The sequence below is a fragment of the Allobosea sp. genome (assembly GCF_035999205.1).
Lineage (GTDB): Bacteria > Pseudomonadota > Alphaproteobacteria > Rhizobiales > Beijerinckiaceae > Allobosea.
On record NZ_DASYHA010000023.1, the window covers coordinates 12,537 to 32,890 of the forward strand.

The 20,354-nt window shown below is 68.1% G+C and carries 19 protein-coding genes; 9 read left to right on the top strand and 10 right to left on the bottom strand.

Features of this window, described 5'->3' with window-relative positions:
- Positions 1-3 precede the first annotated feature (3 nt).
- Positions 4-969, bottom strand: coding sequence for a polyprenyl synthetase family protein (locus tag VGN82_RS12620; protein ID WP_327527376.1), 966 nt, complete (start codon positions 967-969; stop codon positions 4-6).
- Between the two features lie 99 nt (positions 970-1,068).
- Between VGN82_RS12620 and mtgA the strand changes: the two genes are divergently transcribed.
- Both mtgA and rpmF read left to right on the top strand, forming a co-directional pair.
- Positions 1,069-1,779 (top strand): monofunctional biosynthetic peptidoglycan transglycosylase, encoded by a 711-nt coding sequence (gene mtgA / locus VGN82_RS12625; RefSeq protein WP_414644283.1) that lies wholly within the window; start codon positions 1,069-1,071, stop codon positions 1,777-1,779.
- Positions 1,780-1,922: 143 nt separating this feature from the next.
- Positions 1,923-2,108: a 50S ribosomal protein L32 gene (rpmF, locus tag VGN82_RS12630; RefSeq protein WP_291638998.1), complete on the top strand. Its 186-nt coding sequence runs from the start codon at positions 1,923-1,925 to the stop codon at positions 2,106-2,108.
- 148 nt (positions 2,109-2,256) lie between these two features.
- Here the strand turns inward: rpmF and VGN82_RS12635 are convergent, their stop codons facing one another.
- Positions 2,257-2,451: a hypothetical protein gene (locus VGN82_RS12635; RefSeq protein ID WP_327527377.1), complete on the bottom strand. Its 195-nt coding sequence runs from the start codon at positions 2,449-2,451 to the stop codon at positions 2,257-2,259.
- Positions 2,452-2,671: 220 nt separating this feature from the next.
- Here VGN82_RS12635 and VGN82_RS12640 point away from each other — a divergent pair, with 220 nt between their 5' ends.
- Positions 2,672-4,321 (top strand): GGDEF domain-containing phosphodiesterase, encoded by a 1,650-nt coding sequence (locus VGN82_RS12640; protein WP_327527378.1) that lies wholly within the window; start codon positions 2,672-2,674, stop codon positions 4,319-4,321.
- 15 nt (positions 4,322-4,336) lie between these two features.
- On the opposite strand, the gene phaR is transcribed toward VGN82_RS12640, so the two are convergent.
- Positions 4,337-4,939 carry a polyhydroxyalkanoate synthesis repressor PhaR gene (gene phaR, locus VGN82_RS12645; RefSeq protein ID WP_327527379.1) on the bottom strand — a complete coding sequence of 201 codons (603 nt, stop codon included), beginning with the start codon at positions 4,937-4,939 and terminating at the stop codon, positions 4,337-4,339.
- 312 nt (positions 4,940-5,251) lie between these two features.
- Here phaR and VGN82_RS12650 point away from each other — a divergent pair, with 312 nt between their 5' ends.
- The 3 genes from VGN82_RS12650 (at position 5,252) to phbB (ending at position 7,513) form a co-directional block, all read left to right on the top strand.
- Positions 5,252-6,430: an acetyl-CoA C-acetyltransferase gene (locus tag VGN82_RS12650; protein ID WP_327527380.1), complete on the top strand. Its 1,179-nt coding sequence runs from the start codon at positions 5,252-5,254 to the stop codon at positions 6,428-6,430.
- 7 nt (positions 6,431-6,437) lie between these two features.
- A complete protein-coding gene (locus VGN82_RS12655) occupies positions 6,438-6,653 on the top strand; it encodes a DUF1737 domain-containing protein (RefSeq protein WP_069056492.1) in 216 nt (71 codons plus the stop codon).
- 137 nt (positions 6,654-6,790) lie between these two features.
- Positions 6,791-7,513: an acetoacetyl-CoA reductase gene (gene phbB / locus VGN82_RS12660; protein ID WP_327527381.1), complete on the top strand. Its 723-nt coding sequence runs from the start codon at positions 6,791-6,793 to the stop codon at positions 7,511-7,513.
- Between the two features lie 3 nt (positions 7,514-7,516).
- Here phbB and VGN82_RS12665 read toward each other — a convergent pair whose 3' ends face one another.
- Together VGN82_RS12665 and VGN82_RS12670 are read right to left on the bottom strand one after the other, a co-directional pair.
- A complete protein-coding gene (locus VGN82_RS12665; RefSeq protein ID WP_327527382.1) occupies positions 7,517-8,761 on the bottom strand; it encodes an MFS transporter in 1,245 nt (414 codons plus the stop codon).
- 105 nt (positions 8,762-8,866) lie between these two features.
- Positions 8,867-10,063: an MFS transporter gene (locus tag VGN82_RS12670; protein WP_327527383.1), complete on the bottom strand. Its 1,197-nt coding sequence runs from the start codon at positions 10,061-10,063 to the stop codon at positions 8,867-8,869.
- Between the two features lie 205 nt (positions 10,064-10,268).
- Here VGN82_RS12670 and yddG point away from each other — a divergent pair, with 205 nt between their 5' ends.
- The gene (gene yddG, locus VGN82_RS12675; RefSeq protein ID WP_327527384.1) at positions 10,269-11,138 is read left to right on the top strand and encodes an aromatic amino acid exporter YddG; all 870 of its coding nucleotides are present in this window, start codon (positions 10,269-10,271) and stop codon (positions 11,136-11,138) included.
- A 36-nt stretch (positions 11,139-11,174) separates the two neighbouring features.
- Here the strand turns inward: yddG and VGN82_RS12680 are convergent, their stop codons facing one another.
- The 4 genes from VGN82_RS12680 to argH all read right to left on the bottom strand — a co-directional run bounded on the left by VGN82_RS12680 (position 11,175) and on the right by argH (position 17,147).
- On the bottom strand, positions 11,175-13,913 hold the full coding sequence (locus VGN82_RS12680) for a TIGR02302 family protein (RefSeq protein WP_327527385.1): 2,739 nt from the start codon (positions 13,911-13,913) through the stop codon (positions 11,175-11,177).
- 161 nt (positions 13,914-14,074) lie between these two features.
- Entirely contained in the window at positions 14,075-15,364 is a 1,290-nt protein-coding gene (lysA, locus tag VGN82_RS12685) for a diaminopimelate decarboxylase (RefSeq protein ID WP_327527386.1), read from the bottom strand.
- 9 nt (positions 15,365-15,373) lie between these two features.
- Positions 15,374-15,637: an LPS translocon maturation chaperone LptM gene (gene lptM, locus VGN82_RS12690; RefSeq protein WP_327527387.1), complete on the bottom strand. Its 264-nt coding sequence runs from the start codon at positions 15,635-15,637 to the stop codon at positions 15,374-15,376.
- A 124-nt stretch (positions 15,638-15,761) separates the two neighbouring features.
- Positions 15,762-17,147, bottom strand: a complete 1,386-nt coding sequence (gene argH, locus VGN82_RS12695) for an argininosuccinate lyase (RefSeq protein ID WP_327527388.1) — start codon at positions 17,145-17,147, stop codon at positions 15,762-15,764.
- Positions 17,148-17,197: 50 nt separating this feature from the next.
- On the opposite strand from argH, the gene tlpA reads away from it, so the two are divergent.
- Positions 17,198-17,806: a thiol:disulfide interchange protein TlpA gene (gene tlpA / locus VGN82_RS12700; protein WP_327527389.1), complete on the top strand. Its 609-nt coding sequence runs from the start codon at positions 17,198-17,200 to the stop codon at positions 17,804-17,806.
- 27 nt (positions 17,807-17,833) lie between these two features.
- Here the strand turns inward: tlpA and VGN82_RS12705 are convergent, their stop codons facing one another.
- Positions 17,834-19,177 carry a metal-dependent hydrolase family protein gene (locus tag VGN82_RS12705; protein ID WP_327527390.1) on the bottom strand — a complete coding sequence of 448 codons (1,344 nt, stop codon included), beginning with the start codon at positions 19,175-19,177 and terminating at the stop codon, positions 17,834-17,836.
- Between the two features lie 171 nt (positions 19,178-19,348).
- Here VGN82_RS12705 and VGN82_RS12710 point away from each other — a divergent pair, with 171 nt between their 5' ends.
- A complete protein-coding gene (locus tag VGN82_RS12710; RefSeq protein WP_327527391.1) occupies positions 19,349-20,308 on the top strand; it encodes a hypothetical protein in 960 nt (319 codons plus the stop codon).
- Positions 20,309-20,354 lie beyond the last annotated feature (46 nt).

Below are 20,354 nucleotides of genomic sequence, written 5' to 3' on the forward strand. Positions count from 1 at the left end.
TGATCAGTTCGTCCGCTCGGCCGCGAAGCGCGCTGCCGCACGCAGCACATCCGCCTCGGCACCAAAGCCGGCCAGCGCTGCCACCGCCTCCGCGCTCAGGCGATCGCGCTCGCGCTTGGCCGCATCGAGGCCCAGCGCGGAAACCAACGTCGCCTTGCCCTTGTCCTGGTCCTTGGCCGTGGCCTTGCCGAGCTGCTCCGGGCTTGCCTCGACGTCGAGGATGTCGTCGGCGACCTGGAAGGCTGCCCCCAGTGCCCGACCGTAAGCCGCGAGCGCCGTGCGCTGCCCGGCTGATGCGCCGCCCAGAACGGCGCCGATCTCGACGCTCGCGGCCAGCAGCGCGCCGGTCTTCATCGCCTGCAGGCGGCGGATCTCGACCTCCGAGAGCTTTTCGGCAGCGCCCGCCCCGAAGCGCCCCTCGGCGGCGAGATCGAGCATCTGCCCGCCCGCCATGCCGCCCAGCCCGGAGGCGCGCGCGAGCAAAAGGACGAGAGCCGCACGGACATCCCCGGAGGAATGCGTCGCCGGATCGGCCAGAACCTCGAAGGCGAAGGTCAACAGCGTGTCGCCAGCCAGGATCGCGGTTCCCTCGTCATAGGCCTTGTGAACCGTCGGCCGGCCGCGGCGCGTGTCGTCATCGTCCATAGCCGGCAGATCGTCATGCACCAGCGAATAGCAGTGGACGAGCTCGACCGCGGCGCCCGCCCGCAAAGCCTGCGCCGGCGCGACCCCGAACAGGCGGGCCGTCTCCACCGTCAGGAACGGGCGCAGCCGCTTGCCACCGCCGAGCGAACCGTGGCGCATTGCCGCGAGCAGGCGCGCCGGGCGGGCGATTTCGCCGTCCTGCGCCGCGTCGCCGAGCAGCGCGTCGAGCAGTGCCTCGATCTCGCCGGCGGTCTGTGCCAAGCGCGAAGCGAGATCGCCGTCGCCGTGACCGGCGTCATTGCCTGAGGGCTGCGCGGAACTCATGATGGGACGGAACTCCTGCGGTCGCCTTGCGTTCGCTGACCGGCGGGGGCTTGCCGGACTGCGGCGGAACCGTCAAGCCGAGGGGGAAGTGACAGGGGCATGACGGCGATGGCGGCGGAGCGAGCGACCACGCGGCGGGGCATCCTGGCCCGCGCCCTGCGGTGGCTTTGGCTTGTGGCGATCACGCTGCTCGTCGCGCTTGCTGCCGGTCTTGCGCTCTACCGCTTCGTGCCCGTGCCCTCGACGCTGATGCTCGGGCGCTGGCTGACATTACAGCCGGTCGAGCGGCAATGGGTGCCGCTGACGGCGATCTCGCCCAATCTCGTGCGCGCGGTGATCGCGGCCGAGGACCAGCGCTTCTGCAGCCATCGCGGCGTCGACTGGGTCGAGCTGAATGCGGTTCTGGACGACGAGGACGGCCCCTCGCGAGGCGCCTCGACCCTCACCATGCAGACAGCCAAGAACGTCTTCCTCTGGCCCGGCCGCTCCTATGTCCGCAAGGGGCTGGAGATCCCATTGGCGATGGCGATCGATTTCGCCTGGCCGAAGCAACGCGTCATCGAGGTCTATCTCAACGTCGCCGAATGGGGCGAAGGGCTGTTCGGCGCCGAAGCCGCAGCCCAGCGCTATTTCGGCAAGCCGGCCTCGCGCCTCAATCCGGCGGAGGCGGCAAGGCTCGCCGCCGCGTTGCCCAATCCGATCATCCGCAACCCCGCTCGCCCGAGCAGGGGCCTGCAGGCGGCCTCGGCGCGCATCCAGCGCCGCGTCGGGCAACTGGGCCCGCTGGGTGATTGCGCCGTGCCGGAGTAGGATGATCGAGGTAAGCGCGATTCAGGACTAGCCATCACGCGCCCGAGCGTGTATGGGCAACGCCTCACGAGATTGATCCGTCGTCGTGGCGGTGGCGTGGCCTGAGGGCGACGCTCCCGAGCGGCGGCACGATGGAGAGTATCATGGCCGTTCCGAAGAGAAAGACGTCGCCGTCGAAGCGTGGCATGCGCCGCTCGGCCGACGCGCTGAAGCAGCCCGCCTATATCGAAGACAAGAACTCCGGCGAACTGCGCCGTCCGCACCATGTCGACCTGAAGTCGGGCATGTATCGCGGCCGCCAGGTGCTGAAGGCCAAGACCGAGGCCTGAGAGGCCGACGCCTGAAAGACCGAGGCCTGAGATCCGCAGGGGTTTCGACCTTGAGGCGCTGCCCCGCAGCGTTGTGAGCCGGCCGCGAGGCCGGCTTTTTCTTTGCCTGGCGTTCGGGTCCATTGCCTGAACGGGCCTCGGGCAGCGCTCAGGCGCGCAGGCCGCCGATTCGCGCCCGCAGCGCCGCCGCACGATAGAGCCGCGCCGCTGCCGCCGGCGTCTCGCGTTCGCGGCGGGCGAAGGGGCCGATCTCGGCCTGGCTGGCCGCGAGTTGCAGCAGCAGCATCGCAACGCCCGCTTCAGTGCGCTGCCCGTCCCGCTCTCGATGCCCGCCATCCGCCATGTGCCACTCCGAGACGCAGAGGCTGCGTCGAAGGGCAAAGTTGCAATCCCGTCGCCAAGCTTAACGGCGTATTAAGACGACGCATCGCATCGTTTCGAAACATTTCCATCCATCCGGACCGAACAGCCTGGCACAAGCTTCGGTGCCCAGCATCCGGTTCCACCGAGGCCGCCACGCGATGCCCGCGCCGTCGATTTTCAACGCTCGTGACGACGCCCGGGTGGATCCGCGCAACCTGCTCTCCTCGATCGGCGAAGTCGTCTACAGCTGGGACATCCAGAGCGACGCCCTGACCTGGGGCCCCAATGCGGCCGACGTGCTGGGCGCGATTCCCGAATCGGCCATGGCGCGGGGCCTGGGCTTCGCCGGCCTGGTCGAGCCCGGCAGTGGCCGCAGCCGCTATGACGCGATCTTTTCCTCCGGCGGGCACGATCAGGGCGAGGGTGTCATCTATCGCACGCGCTATGCGGCCCAGCTCGCCGGGCGCAGCATGTGGATCGAGGATGCGGGACGCTGGTTCGCCGGCACCGATGGCAGGCCTGCCTGCGCCCGCGGCGTGCTCAGGCTGGAGCGCCAGGCCCGGCCCGAGGAGCTGCTGGAACAGACCGGCGAGCTCGGCGACCGCTCGGCGCTGCTCGAACGCCTCGACTCGGCGCTTTCCGAGCATCTGCCGGCCGAACGCGGCATCGTCGTGCTGGTCGCGGCGATCGACGAACTCGCCCGGCTGAACGACGATTTCGGCCATGAGGCCACCGACGAGATCATCGGCGTGGTGCAGGATCGGCTGCGCTCGGTGACCCGCAGCCGCGATTACCTCGTGCGCTATTCCGGCAACCGCTTCGCCATCCTCCTCACCGGCTGCCCGAACAACCAGATCGAGGCGGCGGCCCGGCGCTTCAGCAAGGCGGTGGCTCAGGCCGCGATCGAGACCGCACGCGGCATCGCGCTAGTGCGCCTGCGCGTCGGCGCAGCCGTCGCACCCGATCTCTCGAGCCATGCCGGCACGCTGCTGTCAGCCGCCGAGAACGCGCTCGCAGGCGCCAAGGCCGGCGCTGCCGAGGCGGCCGTCATCGCGCGCCGCCAGGAGAACCGCGACCCGGCCGCCAGCCAGACGGGCTTCGACGTTCGCGCGCTTGCCGCGCTCAACGAGCGCCGGGTCGAGCTGGCGCTGCAGCCAATCGTCCGCGCTAGGTCACGCGAGGTCGGCTTCCACGAGGCGCTGCTGCGGGTCTCCGTCGGCCGGGACGACGCCTTCTTCGCCACTGCGGAACTGGTCGCGATGCTCGAGCGGCGCGGCCTTGTCCGGCTCTTCGACCATCGCGTGCTCGAACTGGCGGTCGGCCTGCTCGCCAATGAGCCGTCGCTGACGCTCTCGGTCAACGTCTCGCCGCACTCGCTCTCCGATCCGGAATGGCTGGATGCGTTCGTCGCCTGCACCAGCGGCGTCCGCGGCGTCGCCGAACGCCTCATCGTCGAGATCACCGAGACCGCCACGATCGACAATCCGGCACGGATCGCCAGGCTGCTCGGCCAGATCAAGGACCGCGGCGCGCGCATCGCCATCGACGATTTCGGCGCCGGCCACACCTCGCTGCGGCACCTGCGCGCCTTCCCGATCGACGTGCTGAAGATCGACGGCACCTTCACGCAGAATCTGCGCCGCTCCACCGACGATCGCTTCTATGTCCGCACCCTGATCGATCTCGCCCAGCATCTCGGCGTCGAAACCGTCGCCGAATGGGTCGATGACGAGCTGCAGGCCAGCATGCTCGCCGATTGGGGCGTGACCTACCTGCAGGGGCACCTGATGGGGCGCGCAGAACTCTGGCGCCCGGCGGTGGACGCGGGAGCCAGGTTCGCCGCCGGCTAGATCAGGCGTCGCGCCTCACTTCGCCTTGGCGAGCTTGTCGAGTCGCTCGCGCATCTCGTTCAGCTCGCGCTTGAGATCGCCGAGATCGTCGCCCTTGCCTGCGCCGGCAGCCGCACCACCGCCCTCTTCCTGTGCCTTGGCAGCAGCGGCCGCGGCGAAGGGGTTGAACATGCGGAACGCCTCGGTGAACATCGTCATGTTGGCGCGGGTCTGGGCCTGGAGTGCATCCATCGCACCGCTGCCGAAGGCGCCGCCGGAAAAGGCCTTCGCCATCTGCTCGCGGAACTGGCCCTGATCCTTGGTCAGGTTGTCCATCGAGAATTCGAGATAGCGCGGCACCAGCGCCTGCATGCTGTCGCCATAGAAGCGGATGAGCTGGCGCAGGAAGGTGATCGGCAGCAGGTTCTGCCCGTCCTTGGATTCCTCGTCGAAGATGATCTGCGCGAGCACCGAACGCGTGATGTCCTCGCCCGACTTCGCATCATAGACGACGAAATCCTCACCACCCCTGACCAGCCCGGCGAGATCTTCCAGCGTCACGTAAGAACTTGTGCCCGTATGATAAAGACGGCGGTTGGCGTATTTCTTGATGACGGTCGGTTCTTTGTCGTTGGCCATCAGAATCCTGCATCACGTTGGCCCGGACCCTCTCGCGAAGATCGCGCGACGGCCGGACTTACGGTCTCCCTCACACGATGGTAGCCGCTCGGGCGTGCGTCGCAAGTTTTTTGAGCGCGCAGCGCAAAAACACGACTAAAGCATGACGATGATTGCCCGCCTTTGCGGCAATCCGAATTTGCCTTGCTCGCTACCTTGGCATCGCGATCTCTTTCGGCTGACTTGACGGCGGCGCGGCGGGCTTCGAAGGTGCCCCTCGAACCAGGCGGCCCGGAGTGATTGGGCCGTCGCGACAACAGCAAGGATCTCCCCATGGCTGATACGGACATCGTGATCGTCAGCGCGGCGCGCACCGCGGTCGGCGCCTTCAACGGCGCCTTCGCCAACACCCCCGCTCATGAGCTCGGCGCAGCCGCGATCAAGGAGGCGCTGAAGCGCGCCAAGGTCGACCCCGCCGATGTCGACGAGGTCATCCTGGGCCAGATCCTGACCGCGGGCCAGGGCCAGAACCCGGCTCGCCAGGCGGCGATGGCCGCGGGCATCCCGCAGGAGAAGACCGCCTGGGGCCTGAACCAGCTCTGCGGCTCGGGCCTGCGCGCGGTCGCCATCGGCCTGCAGCAGATCGCCAATGGCGACGCCGACATCATCGTCGCCGGCGGCCAGGAATCGATGTCGATGTCGCAGCATGCGGCGCATCTGCGCAGCGGCACCAAGATGGGCGACACCAAGTTCATCGACACGATGATCAAGGACGGGCTCTGGGACGCCTTCCACGGCTACCACATGGGCACCACGGCCGAGAACGTCGCGACGAAATGGCAGATCAGCCGCGAGGAACAGGACGCCTTCGCCGCCAAGTCGCAGAACAAGGCGGAAGCCGCGCAGAAGGCCGGGCGCTTCAAGGACGAGATCGTGCCCTTCACCATCTCGACCCGCAAGGGCGACATCGTCGTCGATACGGACGAGTATCCGCGGCACGGCGCGACCGTCGAGGCGATGGCCAAGCTCAAGCCCGCCTTCTCCAAGGACGGAACGGTGACGGCCGGCAACGCCTCGGGCATCAATGACGGCGCCGCCGCGCTGGTGATCATGACCGCCAAGGAGGCCGCCAAGCGCGGGCTGAAGCCGATGGCGACGATCAGGGGCTGGGCGACGGCAGGTGTCGATCCCGCGATCATGGGCTCCGGCCCGATCCCGGCCACGCGCAAGGCCCTCGAGAAGGCCGGCTGGAAGGTCTCCGACCTCGAGCTCGTCGAGGCCAACGAGGCCTTCGCGGCGCAGGCGCTGGCGGTCAACAAGGACCTCGGCTGGAACCCCGACATCGTCAACGTCAACGGCGGCGCGATCGCCATCGGCCATCCGATCGGCGCCTCCGGCGCGCGCGTCCTCGTCACACTGCTGCACGAGATGGAGAAGCGCGACGCCAAGAAGGGCCTCGCCACGCTCTGCATCGGCGGCGGCATGGGCGTCGCCATGGCGCTGGAGCGCTGAGCACGCGATGGCGCGTCAGACGACGCTCTATCGCTACCTGACCGGTCCCGATGACGCATCCTTCTGTCATCGGGTCTCGGAGGCGCTGAGCCAGGGCTGGGTGCTCTACGGGCACCCGACCCTGACATTTGATGCAGCGCAAGGCCGCGTCATCTGCGGTCAGGCCATCATCAAGGATATCGACGGGCCCTACACGCCCGACCTGAAGCTGTCGGAACAATAGATCGCTGCGCGTCCGTCCGGACGCGGCAACAGTGATCTATCGCTTTGAAACTGCATCGGATTACTCCGAAAAGTGGACTTCACTTGTCGGTCCGATGCTATAGCGCGGCGTCCACGCCGCCATGAGGAGGGGCGAACATGACGAAGGTGGCGTTGGTTACGGGAGGCACGCGCGGAATCGGGGCGGCGATCAGCCAGGCGCTCGCCAAGGCGGGCCACAAGGTCGCGGCCAGCTATGCCGGCAATGACGAGGCGGCCGCCAAGTTCAAGGCGGAGACCGGCATCCCGGTGTTCAAATGGGATGTCGGCGATTACGACGCCTGCGCCGCCGGTATCGCCAAGGTCGAGGCCGAGCTCGGCCCGGTCGACATCCTCGTCAACAATGCCGGCATCACCCGCGACGGTTTCTTCCACAAGATGACCAAGGAGCAGTGGTCCGACGTCATCCGCACCAATCTCGACTCGCTGTTCAACATGACGCGGCCCGTGATCGAGGGGATGCGCGCCCGCTCCTACGGCCGCATCATCGTGATCTCCTCGATCAACGGCCAGAAGGGCCAGATGGGCCAGGTCAACTACTCCGCCGCCAAGGCCGGCGACATCGGCTTCGTCAAGGCGCTGGCCCAGGAGAACGCCAACAAGGGCATCACCGTCAACGCGATCACGCCGGGCTACATTGGTACCGACATGGTCGCGGCCATGCCCGAGGAGGCGCTCAAGCGCGTCATCGCCGGCATTCCCGCAGGCCGCCTTGGCAAGCCCGAGGAGATCGCCGCGATGGTCGTGTTCCTCGCCTCCGAGCAGGGCGCCTTCGCCACCGGCGCGACCTTCGCCGTCAATGGCGGCCAGTACATGGCCTGACGGTCACATTGCGACAGCCAGCCGAGGCGTTCCGTCCGCCTCGGTCGCCTGCGGCTCCTGCGAGATCGGCGCGGCAAGCGGATCGATGATCTCGAAGGGGCGCTCGACCTTCTCCGGCGCCTCGCGCACCCGGATCCGCAGCGCCGCGAGCGCGGCCAGGAGCAGCGTCGTCAGCGCCATGAAGTAGAACAGGCCGTTGATGTCGAAGCGCGCCATGATGGCGGCGCCGAGAACCGGCCCGAGCGCCGAACCGAAGCCGCTCACCAGGATCAGCCGGCCGCTGACCGCAACCACGCGATCGGACGGCATCCGGTCGAGCGCATGGGCAACGCAGACGGGGTAGAGCGTCGACATGAAGCCGCCGAGCAGCGCCGCGACCGGCAGCACCATCGCCACTTGCGCGGGTAGCAGCACGAGGAGCACCGCCGCCGCAGCGTAGCCGACCGCCAGCCCTGCCAGAACCAGCCTGCGGTCGTTGCGGTCCGACAGCCGCCCCACGGGAACCTGCAGCGCCAGCCCGCCAAGCACCGCGACGAGCATGAACAGCGCGATCGTGCCCTGGCTGATGCCGGTGTTGAGCATCCAGGCCGGAACCAGAGCATAGAAGGCGCTGCTGATCATGCCGCTGACGACGCAGCCGGCGACGGCGACCGGCGCCTGCCGCGTCAGCTCGCCATAACGCAGCGAGCCGCCTTCGGAGACGAGAGCGGGCGCTTCTGCACGCGTCGTGGAGACCATGACCAGTGCGAGCGCGAAGAGCGCGCCGACGACATGAAAGGCGGCCGCCGACTGGATAGCGAGCTTGGCGATGACGAGCTGCCCGACCGCCAGCGCCACGAAGGTGCCGACCATATAGGTCGAGAAGACGCGGCCGCGCTGGTCGGGCAGGGCCTTGGCGTTGAGCCAGCTCTCGGTGGTGATGAACAGGCCGACGCAGCCGATGCCCATCGCGACGCGGCAGGCGATCCAGGCCGCGGGCGAGACCAGGAGCGGCATCACCGCGACACCGACGACGACCAGCCCGGCGAAGGCGGCATAGGCACGGATATGGCCGATGCGCTGGATCACACCGCCACAACCGACCGCCCCGATGGTAAAGCCGACGAAATAGGCGCTGAGCACGATGCCGGTCGCCGTCGCGCCAAAATTTTCGGTCGTCAGCCGGAGTGAGAGGAAGGTGTTGAAGAAGCCATTTGCGAGCTGGATCAGGCTGGTCGCGGCGATGAGCGTTCCGATCTGAACCAGCACGGCGTTCCTCCTGCACAGACGGCCGCCGGGAAGCCGGCCGCGCCATGCAGGAACGCTAGGCAGGAAATGTGGGTTCCTTGCGTCGGCGCGCGAAGAAGCGGCACGTCAGCCCTGGCGTGCCGATTTCGGCAGCAGGAAGGTCAACAGGCCCAGTGCCGGCAGCCAGGCGCAGATCTTGAACACCGCGACGATGCCGATCTGGTCCGCCAGCGCGCCCAGCACCGCCGCGGCGACGCCCGCCAGCCCGAAGGACAGGCCGTAGAACAGCCCGCCGACCAGGCCGACTCGATGCGGCACGAGGTCGATCGCGTAGATCAGGATCGCCGAGAAGGCGCTCGCCATGACGAAGCTGATGATGACGCTGAGCACGCCGGTCCAGAACAGGTCGGCATGCGGCAGCAGGAGCGCGAATGGCAAAGAACCCACGATGGACAGCCAGATCACCCGGTCGCGCCCGATCCGATCCCCCACCATGCCGCCGATGATGACGCCGAAGGTCGAGACCAGCAGATAGAGGAACAGCATGATCTGCGAGAGCTGCACGGTGATCTCGAACCGCGTCATCAGGTAGAACGTGTAGTAGGAGGTGAAGGCGGCGTTGTAGCCGTTCTTCGAGACCAGCAGCAGGATCAGGATCGTCATCGCGAACAGCACGCGCCCGCGCGACAGCCCGTGCCCGGCGACCTCGTCACCCTGCCCCTTCGCCTGACTGCGCCGGAACGTGCTGTAGCGCGAGGCCGTCCAGGACATCAGCATCATCGCGACCAGGACGACGATCGAGAACCAGGCCAGGCTCGCCTGCCCGCGCGGCACCACGATCGCGGCCGCCAGCAACGGGCCGATGGCATAGCCGGCATGCCCCCCAACCTGGAACAGGCCCTGCGCCAGCCCCTGCCGCCCGGCCGCGGCATGGCGCGCCATCCGCGTCGCCTCAGGGTGGAACACTGCCGAGCCGAACCCGACCAGCGCGGCGGCTAGGAGCACCATGCCGTAGCTCGTGGCGAAGGCGAGCGTCAGCAGGCCGCACAGCGTCGCGCCCATTCCGGCGACCATCGCATAGGGCCAGGGCCGCTTGTCGGTGAACCAGCCGAGGAGCGGCTGAAGCAGCGACGACGTCACCTGGAAAGCGAGCGTGATCAGCCCGATCTGGATGAAGTCGAGCCGATACGTCTCCTTGATCAGCGGATAGAGCGCCGGGATCATCGACTGAAGCAGGTCGTTCAGCAGATGCGCGACGCTCAACGCGACGAGGATCGGGATCAGCGGGCGGCGCTCGGTGACGGGCAGGGATAGCGTTGTCATGGCTGCGACGCTTGGTCCTTCGGCCCGCCCCGGTCAATGCCGCCGCACGGCGTGCAGGTCATGGCATCCATGGCGTGAAGGCCGTGCTGCGATGCGGAAACCCGCCCCAGCAGCAAAATAGCTGCTGCATTTCGCCATGTGCCTGCTATCGAAACCGCCCGCTCTCACAGGCCCGCCCCAACCGCAATCGCCCGACCGCAACCGCATGACCACGCGCACCGCAACCTTCATCGGCCTCGTCGCCATCCTGTTCTGGTCGACATTGGCCCTGTTCACGGCGATGAGCGGGCGCGTACCGCCCTTCCAGCTAGTCGGCATGACCTTCGTCATCGGTGGCCTGCTGATCCTGGCGATCACCGCATTGCGCGGCCAGTTGTCCCGCATCCGGCCGACGCCGGCCTCCTTCGCCCTGGGGCTCTACGGCCCCTTCGGGGACAGCGCGCTCTACTACGCCGCCGTCAAGACGGCCCCGGCCGCCGAGGCGAACCTGATCCATTATCTCTGGCCGCTGCTGATCGTGCTGTTCGCCGCACTGCTGCCCGGCGGCACGCTCAAGCTGCGCCACCTGATCGGCGCGCTGATCGGCCTCGCCGCCACCGCCCTGCTGATCTCGGGCGGTCTCGGCTCGGGCCAGGGGCTGGCGCTTGGCCATGTGCTGGCCGCACTCGGCGCCTTCGTTTGGGCGAGCTATTCCGTGGTCTCGCGCCGCTTCGCGACGGTGCCCTCGGAGAGCCTCTGCATCACCATGCTCGGCTGCGCCATCCCCGCCTTCGTCTGCCATGCCGCCTTCGAGACGACGCTTTGGTCGTTGTCATCGGTCGAATGGGCCGGCGTTCTGGGCTTGGGTCTCGGATCGATCGGGCTTGCCTTCGTCGTCTGGGACATCGGGATGAAGCAGGGCGACGTCGCCCTGCTCGGTGTCGCCTCCTATGCCGCCCCCGTGCTCTCGACGATCGTGCTCGTGCTGGCGGGCTATGCCCAGCCAAGCTGGCTGCTGGCGATCTCCTGCACGCTGATCGTCGCCGGAGCACTGGTCGCGAGCTATGCGCCCCGCCATGGCAGAGAGCCGCGGTGACCCCATAGCCCGCAAGGACGGGGTTCACCGGCGCTCTCAATTCCGCCTGAGCAGCCGCTCCAGATAATCCAGCTCTTCCATCGGCCGCGATGGGTCGCCGAGACGACGACGCAGCTCTTCCAGGATGCGGCGCGCGCGCTGGGTGGCGCTCTCATCGGCGCCGGGCACACGCACGCGGCCATCGGCCCAGTCGCGCTGGCGCTGCGGCCGGCCGAGCGGATCCTCGCGACCGCGCTGCTGGGCCGAGGGGCGGCCCGCAGGTTGGCCATCGGGCTCTCCGAAGGGGCTTCCCTCGCCGGGCTCGCCGCCCTCTCCGGGCTGGCCCTGCATCTGCTGTGCGAGGTTCTGGCCACCCTTGCGCAGCGCCTCCAGGGCCCGGCCCTGCGCATCGAGCGCACCCTCGCCCTGGCCCTGGCCAAGCTGCTCGCCGGCCTCGCCCATGGCATCCTCGGCCTCGCCCAGTTCGCCCTGCTGCGGGGCGCCCATGCCGCGCATGCGCCGCTGCAATTCCTGCAGGCGCTCGCGCAATTGCTGCTGGCGCTGGGCGAGGCTCTGCCCGCCCTGCCCCTGCCCGTTCTCGCCCTGCTGGCCTTCGCCGTCCTCGCCGTCCTCGCCCTGCTCTCCGGGCTGCTCGCCCGGCTGCTGGCCACGCTGGCCCTGCTGGCCGCGCTGCCCCTGCTGGCGCTGGCCCTGCTGGCCCGGGCGGGCCTGCTGCTGGCCGGGGCGCTGGCCGCGCTGCGCCCGGTTCTGGCGCTGCTGCTCCTGCTGGAAGGTTTCGTCGCGCAGGTTCTGCTGATCGCGCGTCATCCGGTCGAGATCGGACAGCGCCCGGTTCATCTCGCGCTGGCGCGGGTCCTGCTGGCCCGGTCGCGCCATCTGGAGATTGTTGAGCATCTGATTGAGCTCTTCCATCAGGCGCTGCGCCTCGGCCATGTCGCCGCGCTTCGACAGCTCCTCGATGCGGTTGAGCATGTTCTGCAGATCGCGCGGCGTCACCGTCCGGAAATTCTCCGGCAGCTGCGTCATCTGGTTCGGATCGGCGTTCTGCTGCTGACGCTGCATCTGCTCGGCGAGCTGACGCATAAACTGGTCCATCGCCCGCCGCATCTCCTCGGTGAGCTTGCGGATCTCCTCCTCGGAGGCGCCGCGCTCCAGCGCCTGCTGCAGGTTCTCCTGCGCGGCCCTGAGCGCCCGCTCGGCATCGGACAGATCGCCATCCTCGAGCTGGAGCGCCAGCGCCCACATCAGGTCTGCGACCTCGCGCAGCTCATCGTCGCTCGAGCTCTTGCGCAGCCGCTCGGTGATCATCCGCATGCCGAGATAGACGCCGGTCTCCTTCATGAACATGTCGGGCTCGATCATCAGCGCGTCCATCGCAAGCTGGACCTTGCGGCGGTCGTCGACATCCATGACGAGCTTGCGACGCTGCTCGACCAGCGCCTTCGGCAGCGGCTTGGCGAAGGTACGCTGCGGCAGCACGACCTCGACCGGCTCGCTACGTCCCTCCTGGCCGGCCTCGTCGCGGGCCACCAGGGTCATCTTCACCTTGGCGCCAGCCCAGGGATGGGCCGAGAAATCGACGGTGCTCTTCATGTCCTCCTCGCCCGAGGGCGAGGATGGCACGCTGAGCCCCTGCTTCGGCGCCTCGACCAGCGAGCGCCCGGTCGAAGGCGGACCACTGCGCTCCACCGTCGCCTCGACCGAGGCGAGGCCGTAATCGTCCTTGACGCGATAGGCGATCGAGAGCCCGCCCGGCTGCGCGCCCGTCACTGGCTTCGGCGGCTCGATGAACGAAACCTGCGGCGGCTGGTCGGCAATCGCCGTGATCGTCAGCGTCGTGCCCGGTGCGCCGCCGCCGGTCAGCCGCAGCGTGCCGTTACCCACCAGGGTAAATCGCTTCTCCAGCACCGCGGGAGCCTCTCCCGTCGCCGGCTTGGATGCTCCGGCCGGCTTGCCGTCTGCGGCCTTGCCGTCCGCCGCCTTGGCATCGGGCGGCGGCAGCAGGTCGAGCCGCCCGGTCGTCGCGACGTCCATCGAGGTCTTGCCGGCGATTCGCACGACGATCGTCGATTTCTCGGGTGCGCTGATCTGCGGGCTCGCGAGCCTGGCGAAATCGATCAGCAACGGCGGCAGCCGCGTATACGCCGGCGGGTCGATCCAGGCATCGACGCGGACTGCCGGGGCCGACAGGGCGGGCCCACGCCAGTCGAAGGCCGCGCGCAGCCTTGGAATTGCCTCGTGGCCCGCGACGAAGAATCCCGTTACGGCCGCCATCAGCGGCACGGCGCGCAGCGCGTAGCGATCGCGGCCGGCCATGCGCGGCTGAGGTGGGTTGACGCTCAGGCCGGCGATGCGGGCGCTCTGGCGCTCGACATGCAGGGCCCAGAGCGCCTGCGAAACCGGATCCTTGGCGCCGACCGCGAGACTGTCCTCCAGCGCCGAGGCCGGACGATGCCCGCCCACGAGCGACTGGTCGAGCCGCGCCAGCGCGTCACGATGCGTCGGCAGCGCCATCCGCGCCACATGCCAGAAGCTGGCGGCAAGCGCCGCCGCGAACAGGGCGAGGCCGAGCGCGCGGCCCTGCCAGGGCAGATAAGTCCAGAGCCCGAACCACGATACGGCGAGGAAGGTCAGCAGGACGGCGATGGGAAGCCAGAGCCGTGGCCAAAGCCGTTCCCAGCCCAGCGAGACGCGCGACGCCATGGCGAGGCGTGCCAGCCTTTGCCGGACGCCTTCGATCGGATCGGGCGCCTTGCGGCGCTGCGCCTCATTCATGCCGTCGCTCCGAGCCGCCCCCAATGCCGCCGGGAAACCTTGCGTCTGGGCCAAACCTTCGTCCGGACAGACGCCAGTTCCCGAAAGCTAGCACGGGAATGTGGCAAGGCCAGAGCGAAGGCGTTTAGCCCACAGCCTGCTCGACGTTTCGTGAACGCCCGTCAGGCGAGCCAAGGCGGTGCACGATCCGTGCCGAGGAGCTCTTCATAGCTCTGGCGCGGCCGCGTCACGGCATATTCGCCGCCTTTCACGAGCACTTCCGCCACCAGCAGGCGCTGGTTGTAGCTCGAGGACATGCTCGCGCCATAGGCACCAGCGGTCATGAAGGCGATCAGGTCGTCGGGCTTCAGGGCCGGGAGAACGCGGCCCGTGGTGAAAGTGTCGCCCGATTCGCAGATCGGCCCAACCACGTCATAGGCCACCTCGGCCGCGCCGGGCTGCGGTTCCGCCACCGGCCAGATCTCGTGATAGGCCTCGTACATTGCCGGCCGGACGAGATCGTTCATCGCCGCATCGACGACGAGGAACTGCTTCGTCGGGCGCGGGTTGAGATGCAGCACGCGCGTCATCAGGATGCCGGCATTGCCGACGATCAGCCGGCCCGGCTCGAAACCGAGCTCGACATCGAGCCCCTTGGTGACCCGGCCCACCATCTCGGCATAGGCTTCGATCAGCCCCGGCCCATGGTCGAAATCCTTCGGCACGTCATAGGGAATGCCGAGGCCGCCGCCGAGGTCCAGGCGGTCGACGCGATGCCCCTCGCCGCGCAGGCTTCCGACCAGCGCCGCCATCTTGGCATAGGCCGCCTCGAAGGCATCGGTCGTGCGGATCTGGCTGCCGATATGGACCGCGAGACCCATCATCCGCACGCCCGGCATGTTGGCCGCACGCGTATAGAGCCGGCCGACCTCCTCGAAGGAGACGCCGAACTTGTTCTCGGACGAGCCCGTGGTGATCTTGGCGTGGCCGCCGGCGCCGATGTCGGGATTGACCCGGAACACCGCCTCCTGGCGCTTGCCGAGCGAAGCCGCGACGCGCGAGAGCAGGTCGAGCTCGCCCTCGGTCTCGATATTGACCTGATAGATGCCGGCCTCGACCGCGAAGCGCAGCTCGCTTTCGCTCTTGCCGACGCCGGAAAAAACGATCTTCTCCGGCGGGAAACCGGCGGCCAGTGCCTTGCGGACCTCGCCTTCCGAGACCGTGTCGGCGCCGGCGCCGAGCGCCGCCAGCGTCTTCAGCACGCCGAGATTGCCGTTGGCCTTCATGGCGTAGAAGACATGCGCCTGACCGTCCGGCGCAGCGCCCTTCACCGCCGCCTCGAACAGCCGGTAGTGCCGCTCGATCGTGGCCGAGGAATAGACGTAGACCGGCGTGCCGACCTCGGCAGCGATCTGGCGCAGATCGACGTCCTCAGCAAAGAGGGAACCGTCGCGATAGCTGAAATGATGCATCTGAAGCTCTTAGAGGATCGCGTCGAGCACGAAGGGCTTCTCCGGCACCGTGATCGCGCGGTTGGCCTTGGCCGGCTTCGCCAGGACGGAACCTTGCGTCAGCGTCTCCGCGTCACGCTCGGTCGCGCCAATCTGCGAATCGGGCAGATCGATCGCGCTGGTCGCGTTCGGCGGGGCCTCCAGGGGACCCTTGCGGCCGCAGGCTCCGAGCGCGAGTGCGAGCAGGCCCGCGACCAGGACGGCGCGGCCAAGTTTCAGGCGGGAGTGCAGCACGAAAGCGAACCTTTGGGCGAAGCGTAGCGGGGAGTGTAGCGAAGGATGGCGGCGGAGGCGAGGCTCTCCGCTCCTGCTCCCGTCATTCCCGGCAAGCCCGGGAAGACGGAAGCCTGTGAAGCGGTCAGCCCTTCGCCAGCTTCTTGAGCCAACGCTTGGCCTGGCGGCGGACATTCGCCGGGGCGGTACCGCCATAGCTGACGCGGCTCTTCACCGATTGCTCGACGCCGAGCACGGCGAAGACGGCCTCAGTGATCTTCGGCTCGACCGCCTGCATCTCGGCAAGCGACAGCTTCTCCAGCCCGATCTTCTTCTCCGAGGCAATGCCGACGAGGCGGCCAGTGACGTGATGGGCGTCGCGGAACGGCATCTTCAGCACCCGCACCAGCCAGTCGGCGAGATCGGTCGCAGTCGCGTAGCCGAGGCCGGCGGCCTTCTTCATCACCTTGAGGTCCGGCTGCATGTCGCGGACCATGCCGGCCGTCGCGGCAAGGCAGAGCGAGAGCGTCTGCAGAGCGTCGAAGGTGCCTTCCTTGTCCTCCTGCATGTCCTTGGAATAGGTCAGCGGCAGGCCCTTCATCATCGTCAGCATCTGCTGCAGCGTGCCGAAGACGCGCCCCGCCTTGCCGCGCACCAGCTCGGCGGCGTCGGGGTTGCGCTTCTGCGGCATGATCGAGGAGCCGGTCGAGAAGGCGTCCGAGAGCCTGATGAAGCCGAATTGCGGCGTCGCCCAGAGCACGATCTCCTCCGCCAGCCGCGACAGGTGCATCGCGCAGATCGAGGCTGCCGCCAGCGTCTCCAGCACGAAATCGCGATCCGAGACCGAATCGAGCGAATTGGCCGTCGGCCGGTCGAAGCCGAGCGCCTTCGCCGTCATCTCGCGATCGATCGGGAAGGAGGTGCCGGCGAGAGCGGCCGCACCGAGCGGGCACTCGTTCAACCGGGCACGCGCATCGGCGATGCGGCCGCGATCACGGCCGAGCATCTCGACATAGGCGAGCAGGTGATGGCCGAAGGTGACCGGCTGGGCCGATTGCAGATGGGTGAAGCCCGGCATCACCGAACCGGCATGGGCCTCAGCCTTCTCGGCCAACGCGAGCTGGAGATCGGCCATCTGCTCGTCGATCTGGTCGAGCGTGTCGCGCACCCACAGCTTCATGTCGGTCGCGACCTGGTCGTTGCGCGAGCGCCCGGTATGGAGGCGCCCGGCGGCGGCGCCGATCCGGTCCTTCAGGCTGCTCTCGACATTCATGTGGACGTCCTCGAGCGCGCGCGAGAACGTGAACGTACCGGCCTCGATATCGGCCTCGACCTGCTTGAGCCCGGCGCGGATCGCCGCCACATCGTCCTTCGTCAGGATGCCGGTCTCGCCCAGCATGGCCGCATGGGCAAGCGAGCCACGGATATCCTGGCGCCACAGGCGCTGGTCAAAATCGATGGAGGCGTTGATTTCCTCCATGATGGCGTCGGGCCCCGTGGCGAAACGTCCACCCCACATGCGATTGCTCACGGCGGTCTTTCCTGCTTTGAGGACGTCCGATGACGTCACGAACGAAAATCATGGCCGCCATCGGAGCGCTGGCCCTCGTCGCGGCCGCTGGCGTCGCGGCCTTCTACTCCGTCGCGGGCGATGCCGGCAATTCCGCTTCTTGCAGTGCCGCCCGCACGACGGCGAAGCGGATGTCGCCGCTGGCGCGCGGTGAGGTCGCCGCCGTGCAGGTCAATGCCGCGCCCGTGCCGACGCCCGACCTCGCCTTCAATGGCCCAGACGGCGCGCCGACCTCGCTGTCGGCCTTCAAGGGCCGCGCCCTTCTGGTCAATCTCTGGGCGACCTGGTGCCCGCCCTGCCTCAAGGAAATGCCCTCGCTCGACGCGCTGCAGGCGGGCCTCGGCGGCGCTGACTTCCAGGTCGTAGCGATCAACATCGACACGCGCTATCTCGAAAAGCCGAAGAAGTGGCTGGCCGAGCGCAACATCGCCACCCTGCCCTACTATGCCGATCCGCAGGCGAAGGTGTTCCAGGACCTGCGCACCGCGCGCAAGGTCGAGGGCATGCCGGTCAGCCTGATCATCGACCCGGAAGGCTGCGAACTCGCGATCCTGCAGGGCCCCGCCGACTGGGCGAGCCCGGATGCCAAGGCGCTGATCAGCGCGGCGCTGAAGCGCTAGCGCCGCATCACACCGGTCCGCGGCCACTCAGCCCGGCAGCGTGTTCTTGTAGATCCGGCCGTCCTTCATGATCACCACGAAGTTCTTGCGCGGATCGGTGACGAGGCCGAGATTCTCCAGCGGGTTGCCATCGACCAGAAGCAGATCCGCCAGCGCCCCCTGCTCGACCACGCCGAGCTTGCCCGGATAGGGATTGCGTTCGCCCGACATCGCCAGGAGCTTGCCGTTCGTGCCCGTCGCCATGGTCAGGGCCTCGGTGGGTGTGAACCAGCGGCCGAGCTTGGCCAGGAGCTCCCCGTGCCGCGTCGCGAGCTGCGGCGAGAACAGGATGTCCGTCCCGAAGGCGAGCTTGAGCCGGTGCTTCTTCGCCAGTTCGAAGGTCTTCTCCGTCCCGGCGAAGACGGCATAGGCCTTCTGCCGCTCGAAGGAACCGGGCGGAAACGCATCGGCCAGCTCGTCTGGAAAGGCCTGCGTGCTCAGCCAGACGTCCTTTTCCGCAATCAGCCGGGCACTCGCCTCGTCCATCAGGTGGCCGTGCTCGATGCACTTCACGCCGACCCCAATGGCCCGCGTGATCGCTGCCGGGGTGTAGGCGTGCACCGCGACATAGGTGCCCCAGTTCTCAGCGGCCTCGACCGCCGCGCGTAGCTCCTCGGCCGTGAAGGTCGAGACGTCGAGCGGGCTGAACGGCGAGGCGACGCCGCCACCGGCTGTCAGCTTGATCTGCGAAGCGCCCTGCATGAGCTGTTCGCGCACGCGCATGCGAACCTCGTCGGGGCTGTCGGCGACCATGCTGCCACCGGTTTCCTCCATGCGCGACAGCGTGCCCGGCTTGCGGGGCAGGTCGGTCAACTGGCGGAAATCGCCATGCCCGCTGGTCACTGTAATGACAGCACCTGATGGGTAAATGCGCGGGCCGGGCAACACGCCGCCGTCGATCGCCTGCTTCAGGCCGAAGGACGGGCCGCCCATGTCACGAACCGTGGTGAAGCCGCGCATCAGCGTGTCGGTCGCTTCGGCACCGGCTGTCAGGATGTTGAAGCCGTAATTGCCGAAGAGCAGCTGGGGAGGCGTCGAGCGCACCAGCATCGCGTGCCAGTGCATGTCCGTCAGGCCAGGCATCAGGGTCCGCCCGCCGCCCGTGATGACGGTCGTGCCGGGCTCGGCGGCGACCGCTGCCGTCGTGATGCGCTCGATCTGATTGCCGCGCACCAGCACCTGCGACGGCGCCGAGAGCCCGCTACCGGTGCCGTCGAAGATGCGCACGTTCTGGAACAGCGTCGCTGCGGCCTGGGCGCGAGCCGGAGATGACAACCCGGCGACCGAGGCAGACAGCCCCGCGACAAAAGCCCGTCGTGAGATGGCTGCCATGCTGCGGTCTCCTGGCGCGCGAAGGTCATCGGCTCGCGCGCCTCATCTCTAGCGCAGGCGCGCTGTCACAATCCAGCCAATGCCCGTGCCTAGCCTTCGCCCGCTGCAATGGCTGCGAACCAAATGCCTCGCCAGCCGTTGTCCGCCCGAACAGGAGCAGGAGATCAGAGCGTGACGAACATCCGACCGACCCGCCGCAGGGTGCATGCCCTGGCTGTCGCGCTCTTCGCCTCGCTGGCACTGCCGGCAGCCGCACAGGAGCGCCTCGCCATCCCCGGCACCACCGTATCGCTCGTGCCACCGAAGGGCTTCACGCCGGCCAATGGCTTCGCAGGCCTACAGAACCCGCAGACCAAGGCCTCGGTTCTCGTCGCCGAGCTGCCGGCAGAAGCTCACCCGGCGCTGTCCGAACTCTTCGCCTCGCTCGAGACCGCGAAGGTCAATTTCGCCAAGCAGAATGTCGATATCGCCTCGCGCAAGGACCTCGACACCAAGGCGGGCAAGATCCCGCTGCTGGTCGGCACGCAGAATGCGGGGGGCCTGAGCTTCGCGAAATGGGTCGCGCTCTTCAAGGGCGCCAAAACGGTGATGATCACCGTGCAATCGCCTCAGGATGCCGATCTGTCGGCGGAGATGGTCGAGGCCATGCTGAAATCGGTCTCGCTCGGGGCCGAGCCCAGCCTGGAGGAGAAGCTCGGTGCCCTGCCCTTCGCCGTCGCCACGGCAGAACCCTTCCGCATCGTCGACACCATCGGCGGCGCCGGCGTGCTCATGACCTCCGGCCCGCTGAATGCCGACCCATCCGGCAGCCAGCCACTGATCATCGTCGCCGCCCAGCTTTCGGGTGGCCGCGGAGCGAAGCTGGAGGCGCTTTCGGAAACGCTGCTCAAGCAGACCCGCGGCTTTTCCGCCGCGACCATCGCCCGGCGCGAGGCGACCCGTTTCGCCGCATCGGATGGCTATCTGCTCGCCGGCGAGGATGGCGAGGGCAAGCGCTTCGAGCAGCGCCTCGCGGTCGGGCCGGACGGGCGCTTCGTGCGGCTTATCGCGATCTCGCCGGGCGCCGCATTCGATGGGCTGAAGCCCGCGATCGAGCGCGTCGCGAGTTCGATCGCGTTCAAGGGCAAGTGACGCCGGATCGCGACGGCAGGTTCAAGCAAAAGGCCCGCGCCACCAT